The sequence below is a fragment of the Actinomyces sp. AC-20-1 genome (assembly GCF_023369555.1).
Taxonomy (GTDB): domain Bacteria; phylum Actinomycetota; class Actinomycetes; order Actinomycetales; family Actinomycetaceae; genus Actinomyces.
On record NZ_JACJVC010000042.1, the window covers coordinates 1 to 440 of the forward strand.

General features: G+C 50.5%; 1 pseudogene. It reads right to left on the minus strand.

The features are described from left to right. Positions 1 to 440, minus strand: a pseudogene (gene araE / locus H6X67_RS11660) (arabinose-proton symporter AraE); the annotation flags it as partial.

The following is a 440-nucleotide window of genomic DNA, read 5'->3' on the forward strand; positions in this document are numbered from 1 at the left end:
GTTCTGTGGTCGTAAAGCCCGCCATTTTGAAGATACGTGGCGCGTAGTACATGATGATGTTCATACCGGTAAACTGCTGCATCGCCTGCAACAACATACCGAGAAATACAGCACGACGGACGTTACGGTTGATCTTAAACAGTGCCCAACCGCCCTGTTTTAACTTCAGGCTTTCACGAATTTCGTTGAGTTCTTCTCGCGCTTTTTCCGACGTATCGCGCAGCATACGCAACACTTCTTCCGCCTCAATATGACGCCCCTTTTCCGCCAGCCAGCGCGGGCTATTTGGCAGGAAGACCACCAGAATAATCAGCAGGACTGCTGGTAAAGCAAGAACCCCCAACATTGCGCACCAGTTACCGCTATAACTGAACGCTGTATCGGATAAAAACGCCAGCACGATGCCGAGTGTGACCATCAACTGGTACATGCTGATCATC